General features: G+C 67.9%; 6 protein-coding genes. 2 read left to right on the top strand and 4 right to left on the bottom strand.

What is annotated here, in order from left to right:
• The first annotated feature begins 92 nt into the window (after positions 1 to 92).
• Both ACQKJZ_RS17415 and cobA read left to right on the top strand, forming a co-directional pair.
• Positions 93 to 2684: a molybdopterin-dependent oxidoreductase gene (locus ACQKJZ_RS17415; RefSeq protein ID WP_427732735.1), complete on the top strand. Its 2592-nt coding sequence runs from the start codon at positions 93 to 95 to the stop codon at positions 2682 to 2684.
• The gene (cobA, locus tag ACQKJZ_RS17410) at positions 2674 to 3486 is read left to right on the top strand and encodes a uroporphyrinogen-III C-methyltransferase (RefSeq protein WP_427732733.1); all 813 of its coding nucleotides are present in this window, start codon (positions 2674 to 2676) and stop codon (positions 3484 to 3486) included. The genes ACQKJZ_RS17415 and cobA overlap by 11 nt, the downstream gene beginning before the upstream one ends.
• A gap of 148 nt (positions 3487 to 3634) precedes the next feature.
• Here cobA and rplA read toward each other — a convergent pair whose 3' ends face one another.
• The 4 genes from rplA to secE form a co-directional block, all read right to left on the bottom strand.
• Positions 3635 to 4327: a 50S ribosomal protein L1 gene (gene rplA / locus ACQKJZ_RS17405; protein ID WP_427732731.1), complete on the bottom strand. Its 693-nt coding sequence runs from the start codon at positions 4325 to 4327 to the stop codon at positions 3635 to 3637.
• Positions 4328 to 4331: 4 nt separating this feature from the next.
• On the bottom strand, positions 4332 to 4763 hold the full coding sequence (rplK, locus tag ACQKJZ_RS17400; RefSeq protein WP_007407063.1) for a 50S ribosomal protein L11: 432 nt from the start codon (positions 4761 to 4763) through the stop codon (positions 4332 to 4334).
• Positions 4764 to 5089: 326 nt separating this feature from the next.
• Entirely contained in the window at positions 5090 to 5626 is a 537-nt protein-coding gene (gene nusG / locus ACQKJZ_RS17395) for a transcription termination/antitermination protein NusG (RefSeq protein ID WP_261268998.1), read from the bottom strand.
• A 10-nt stretch (positions 5627 to 5636) separates the two neighbouring features.
• Positions 5637 to 5834 carry a preprotein translocase subunit SecE gene (gene secE, locus ACQKJZ_RS17390; protein ID WP_042491311.1) on the bottom strand — a complete coding sequence of 66 codons (198 nt, stop codon included), beginning with the start codon at positions 5832 to 5834 and terminating at the stop codon, positions 5637 to 5639.
• Positions 5835 to 6195: the final 361 nt, after the last annotated feature.

Here is a 6195-nt window from a genome sequence, read left to right as displayed (position 1 = left end):
TTTTTTTTTTTTGGCTGGGGGTGGGGCCTCACCACAAGTGTTGCGCCTGCTGAACCGCCCCACCCCAACCCCTCCCCTGAAGGGGAGGGGCTTTGACGTCTATCCCCACCACCTGCGCCTATTGCGGCGTCGGCTGCGGCATCCGCGCGACCGTCACCGGCGAGCGGCAGGTGCGCATCGAGGGCGATCCCGACCACCCCGCCAATCGCGGCCGGCTCTGCTCCAAGGGCACGCATCTGGGCGAGACGGTCGGCCTCGAGGGCCGCCTGCTCCATCCCATGATCGGCAAGCGCCGCGCGACCTGGGACAAGGCGCTGGACCTCGTCGCCCGCCGCTTCCGCGACACCATCGCGCGCCACGGCCCCGACAGCGTCGCCTTCTATGTCTCCGGCCAGTTGCTGACCGAGGATTATTATGTCGCCAACAAGCTGATGAAGGGCTTTATCGGCAGCGCCAATATCGACACCAATTCGCGGCTGTGCATGTCGAGTGCGGTCGCCGGGCATATTCGCGCGTTCGGCGAGGATATCGTGCCCGCCACCTATGCGGATATCGACGACGCCGACCTGATCGTGCTCGTCGGATCGAACACCGCCTGGTGCCATCCCATCGTCTATCAGCGCATCCGTGCCCGCTGCGACGCGGGGGCCAGGCTGGTCGTCATCGATCCGCGCCGCACCGAAACCGCGGACGAAGCCGACCTCCACCTGGCCCTCCGCCCCGGCAGCGACGTCGCGTTGATGAACGGCCTGCTCGCCTGGTGCCGCGATGCGGGCGTGCTGGACCGGGCGTTCCTGGCCGATCACGTCTCGGTCCCCGATGATTTCTGGGGTCGGATCGAAGCGGGGAGCGATGTGTGGTCGGTCGCCCGCACCTGCGACGTGCCCGTGGCCGACCTCCGCCGCTTTTACGAGCTGTTCGCCGTGACGCCGCGCACCGTCACGCTGTTCAGCCAGGGCGTGAACCAGTCCCTCGCCGGTACCGATCAGGTCAATGCGATCCTGAACGTCCATCTCGCGACCGGGCGCATCGGTAAGCCCGGCGCGCAGCCCTTTTCGATCACGGGACAGCCCAATGCGATGGGCGGGCGAGAGGTGGGGGGGCTGGCATCGACCCTGGCCGCGCATATGGATTTCGCCGAGGACAATCGCGCCCGCGTCCAGCGCTTCTGGGCCTCGCCCACCATCGCGGCCCGGCCGGGGTTGAAGGCGGTCGATCTGTTCCGCAGCATCGGGGAAGGGCGGATCAAGGCGCTATGGGTGATGGCGACCAACCCGGCCGTCTCGATGCCCGATGCCGGGCGTGTCCGCGAGGCGCTGGCCGCCTGTCCCTTCGTCGTGGTCAGCGACGTGATGGCCGACACTGATACCGGTGCCTTTGCCCATGTCCGCCTGCCCGCCGCCGCATGGGGCGAGAAGGACGGCACCGTCACCAATTCCGATCGGACGATCAGTCGCCAGCGCGCGATCTTCCCGCTGCCCGGCGAGGTCAGACCAGACTGGCGGATCGTCACGGATGTCGCGCGGCGCATGGGGTGGAAGACCGCCTTTTCCTATGATCGCCCCGCCGACATCTGGCGGGAGCATGTCCGCCTCTCGACCTATCAGAATGACGGCGCGCGATTGTTCACGCTGGCCGGGCGGGGCGGCGGCGGCAATGCGGATTATGAGGCGATGACGCCGTTCCGCTGGGGCGGCGCGCCCTTCGGCGATGGCCGCTTCCCGACCCCCGATGGCCGCGCCCGGCTGGTGCCCGTTCGGCAACGGCCGCTGGCCGCGCCGTTGAAGGACTGGCCGCTGACCCTGAATACGGGCCGCTACCGCGATCATTGGCACACGATGACCCGCACCGGGCTGGCCCCCAAGCTGGCGCGGCATCGCGACGAGCCGCTGGTCGAGATTCACCCCGACGACGCGGCGCGGCTTGGCATCGCCGATGGCGGGCTGGCGCGCGTGTCCACGCCGCAGGGCGATAGCCTCTACCGCGCACGGCTGACCGATGCGCAGCGGCCGGGCGAGCTGTTCGTGCCGATCCACTGGACCGATCGCACCTCCTCGGGCGGGCGGACCGGATTGCTGCCGCGTCCGCTGGCCGATCCGATTTCAGGCCAGCCTGGCTTCAAGGCGACGCCCGCCGCCATCGCCGCCGTCGCGACGACCTGGCGCGGCTTTCTGATCGTCGCCGGCGAACCGCGCCGCCGCCCCGAAAGTCTCTGGACCACGCGCGTCGCGGTGCCGGCGGGCAGCCTGTGGGAATTGGCGGGCGATGGCGATCCATCGCGGATCGACGCCTGCCTGCCCACTGGCGAGCGGATCGAGGCGATCGACCGTGCGCGGGGCACACGGCGCATCGCGGTGCTCGCCGACGGACGGCTCGCCGCCGCGCTCTTCCTGACCGAACGCGGCGAACTGCCCGCGCGGGACTGGCTGATCGCGCAACTGAGCGAAGCGCAGGCGGCCCCGACCATCCTCGCCGGGCGCGCGCCGGGGGCGGGGGTGGATCGCGGGCCGATCGTCTGCGCCTGCTTCGACATCGGCCTCAACACGATCGTCGCGGCCATTCGCGACCGGCGGCTGATGAATGTCGCGGCGATCGGCGCCGCGATCGGGGCGGGCACGAATTGCGGGTCCTGCCGCCCCGCGCTCACCCGCCTGCTCACCCAGGAGACGACCCATGCCGCATGACGAATTTCCCGCCGGGTCCGTCTGGCTGGTCGGCGCAGGGCCGGGCGATCCCGACCTGTTGACGCGCAAGGCGCTGCGCCTGATCGCGGCGGCCGACATCGTCTTTTATGACGCCTTGGTCGGCGCGGAGGTGCTGGCCCTCATCTCCGGCGATGCCGAGCGTGTCAGCGTCGGCAAGCGATCGGGCCGCCATTCGAAGGACCAAGGGACGATCGATACGCTGATCGTCGCGGCGGCGCTGGCGGGTCGGCGCGTCGTTCGGCTGAAGGGCGGCGATCCGGCGATCTTCGCGCGGACGGCCGAGGAGGTCGCCGCCTGCGCCGCTGCCGGCGTGGCCGTGCGCATCTGCCCCGGCATCACCGCCGCCAGCGCCGCCGTCGCGGCGGCGGGGAGCAGCCTGACCCTGCGCGGGGTGGCCCGCCGGCTGACCTTCGTCACCGCGCATGCCCAGGCGGGCGCGCCGCTCGATCTCGACTGGGGGACGCTGGCGACGCCCGATACGACGCTGGCGATCTATATGGGCCGCGCCGCCGCCGCGACGGTCAGCCAGCAACTCGTCGCCGCCGGCCGCCACCCCGACACTCCGGTCCTGGTCGTGGTCAACGCCTCGCTGCCCACCGAGCGCGTCATTCGCGGGCGGCTGTCGGCGCTGGCGTTCCTCGTCGACACGATCAGTGCGACCGATCCCGCCATCCTGATCGTGGGCGAGGCGATGGCGGGCGCGCCGCCCACCATCGGCAGCGCGGTCGCCGCTCGTACCGATCGAGCCATCGCGGCGGCCCATCGGCCGCTGACGGATTGAAGTCCGGGGTCTTGGATCGCCCGGCCCTCGGCCCGACCCGAGGGCGCATCCCGCCAGTCATCGACGGGTCGGGCGCGTGGCGCAACGAAAAGGGGGCCGGAACCACGGTTCCGACCCCCCAATTTCGTCCGCCTTTCGGCAGCGGCGATTACGCGCCCGGGATTTCCGAGACGTTCACCTTGATGCCGCGGCCCATCGTCGACGAGACGGCGACCTTGCGGACATACTTGCCCTTGGCGCCCGACGGCTTGGCCTTGATGAGCGCATCGACCAGCGCGTCGAAGTTGGCGCGCAGGTCTTCCGCCGGGAACGACGCCTTGCCGATGCCCGAGTGGATGATGCCGGCCTTTTCGACGCGGTACTCGACCTGACCGCCCTTGGCCGCCTTGACGGCTTCGGCGACGTTCATGGTCACGGTGCCCAGCTTCGGGTTCGGCATCAGGCCCCTGGGGCCCAGCACCTTACCGAGGCGACCGACGACGCCCATCATGTCCGGGGTCGCGATGCAGCGATCGAAATCGATGGTGCCGCCCTGGATGGTTTCCATCAGGTCTTCCGCACCCACGACGTCGGCGCCAGCGGCGCGTGCCTCGTCGGCCTTCGCGCCCTTGGCGAACACGCCGACGCGAACGGTCTTGCCGGTGCCCTTGGGCAGGGTGACGACGCCACGGACCATCTGGTCGGCGTGACGCGGGTCAACGCCCAGGTTGACGGCGACTTCGATCGTCTCGTCGAACTTCGAGGTCGCGTTGGTGCGCGCCAGCGTGATCGCTTCGTCGATGCCGTGCAGCTTCTCGGCGTCGATCTGGACGGCCTTCTGCTTCTTGGTCAGCTTCGCCATGATCTTAGCCCTCCACCACTTCGAGGCCCATCGCGCGGGCGGAGCCTTCGATGATCTTGGTCGCAGCCTCGATATCGTTGGCGTTCAGGTCCTTCATCTTGACCTGGGCGATTTCTGCGAGCTTCGAGCGCGCGATCTTGCCCGCCGACACCTTGCCCGGCTCCTTCGAGCCCGACTTCAGGTTGGCCGCCTTCTTGATGAGGTAGGTCGCAGGCGCGGTCTTCGTCTCGAACGAGAACGAACGGTCGGCATAGACGGTGATGACGGTGGGCAGCGGGGTGCCCTTCTCGACTTCGCCGGTCTGCGCGTTGAACGCCTTGCAGAATTCCATGATGTTCACACCGCGCTGACCCAGCGCCGGGCCGATCGGCGGCGAGGGGTTGGCGGCGCCTGCAGGGACCTGCAGCTTGATATAGCCGGTAATCTTCTTTGCCATGTCACTCTCTTTTCGAGTCTAGCGGTCGTGACGGGCGCGTGGCGTACGCCAGCGCACCCTCCCGCAAGGGTTCCGTCGCATGATGCTTGGGAAGCGTGGGCTCTTAGTAAAAAATGGTGGAAAAAGCAAGGCGACTTTGTCCTGCCTTCCGTTCGCACTGAGCGAAGTCGAAGTGCACGGGATTCGTGTGCGGCTGGGCGTGGGGGCGTGGGCTTCGACTTCGCTCAGCTTGAACGGAGGTTGGGGAAGATGGGTGGGGAAGCCCGATACGAAAAAGGGCCGGTGGCGTTGCCGCCCCGGCCCCTGTTTCGTCGGATGGTCCGAACTTACTTCGAGCGTTCGACCTGCTCGAAATCCAGTTCCACCGGGGTCGCGCGACCGAAGATCGACACCGACACCTTGACCTTGGACTTGTCGAAATCCAGTTCCTCGACCACGCCGTTGAAGCTGGCGAAGGGACCTTCCAGCACCTTGACCGCGTCGCCGATCTCGTAATCGACCTTGACCTTGTGCTTCGGGGCGGCGGCGGCCTCTTCCTTGGAATTCAGCATCCGCGTGGCTTCGCCCTCGCTGATCGCCTGCGGCTTGCCCATCGCGCCCAGGAAGCCGGTCACCTTCGGCGTGTTCTTGACGAGGTGATAGACCTGGTCGGTCATGTCGAGCTTGGCCAGCACGTAACCGGGCATGAACTTGCGCTCGACCGCGATTTTCTTGCCGCGGCGGGCCTCGGTCACGGTCTCGGTCGGGACCTCGATCTGGTCGACCAGATGGTCGAGGCCCAGACGGGTCGCCTCGGCCATGATCGAGTCGCGGACCTTGCCCTCGAAACCGGAATAAGCGTGGATGATGTACCAGCGCGCCATGAGAACCCTTTTACTTCGCGAGCGACAGCAGGGTGCGGACCAGCGTCTCGAAGAACGAGTCGACCGCCAGGAAGAAGATGGCCAGGATCGTGGTCATCACGACCACCATCACGCCGGTCATCACCGTCTCGCGCCGCGTCGGCCAGACGACCTTCTTGGTCTCGGTCTTGACCTGGTTGAGGAATTCGATGGGGGTCGTCTTCGCCACTCGTGCCGTTCCCGCACCTGCGTTGAAATTACTGTCAGCGAGGCATGGGTCCGCCGCCGCCTGCCCAAGGGGCCTGCGACGAAAGGTCCGTCCGCGCTGTTCGGATGGGTACGCGATGTAGCCGTGGCTTGGGTAAAAGGCAAGGGTGGGGGCGGGGCGGGGGTTTTGGGTTCACGCGAAGCCGCGATGGCGCGAAGGGTTTTGGTTCGCGCGGAGACGCGGAGGCGCGGAGTTGTGGTTTCGCGCAGAGGCGCGGAGGACGCAGAGGGGGAGCGGGAGGCTCTGATCGGCACTCCCAACCTCCGTTCAGCCTGAGCGTAGTCGAAGGCCACGGGAAGGAGTCGCCTAAGGAGCCTCGAGC

Origin of the sequence: Sphingomonas sp. NPDC019816 (assembly GCF_050274375.1) — a bacterium.
Lineage (GTDB): Bacteria > Pseudomonadota > Alphaproteobacteria > Sphingomonadales > Sphingomonadaceae > Sphingomonas.
This window is presented reverse-complemented; position numbering and strand designations above follow the sequence as displayed.

Coding starts and splice junctions, on each gene's coding strand:
- rplA (WP_427732731.1), bottom strand. CDS start 4,327: ATGGCGAAGCTGACCAAGAAGCAGAAGGCCGTCCAGATCGACGCCGAG.
- rplK (WP_007407063.1), bottom strand. CDS start 4,763: ATGGCAAAGAAGATTACCGGCTATATCAAGCTGCAGGTCCCTGCAGGC.
- nusG (WP_261268998.1), bottom strand. CDS start 5,626: ATGGCGCGCTGGTACATCATCCACGCTTATTCCGGTTTCGAGGGCAAG.
- cobA (WP_427732733.1), top strand. CDS start 2,674: ATGCCGCATGACGAATTTCCCGCCGGGTCCGTCTGGCTGGTCGGCGCA.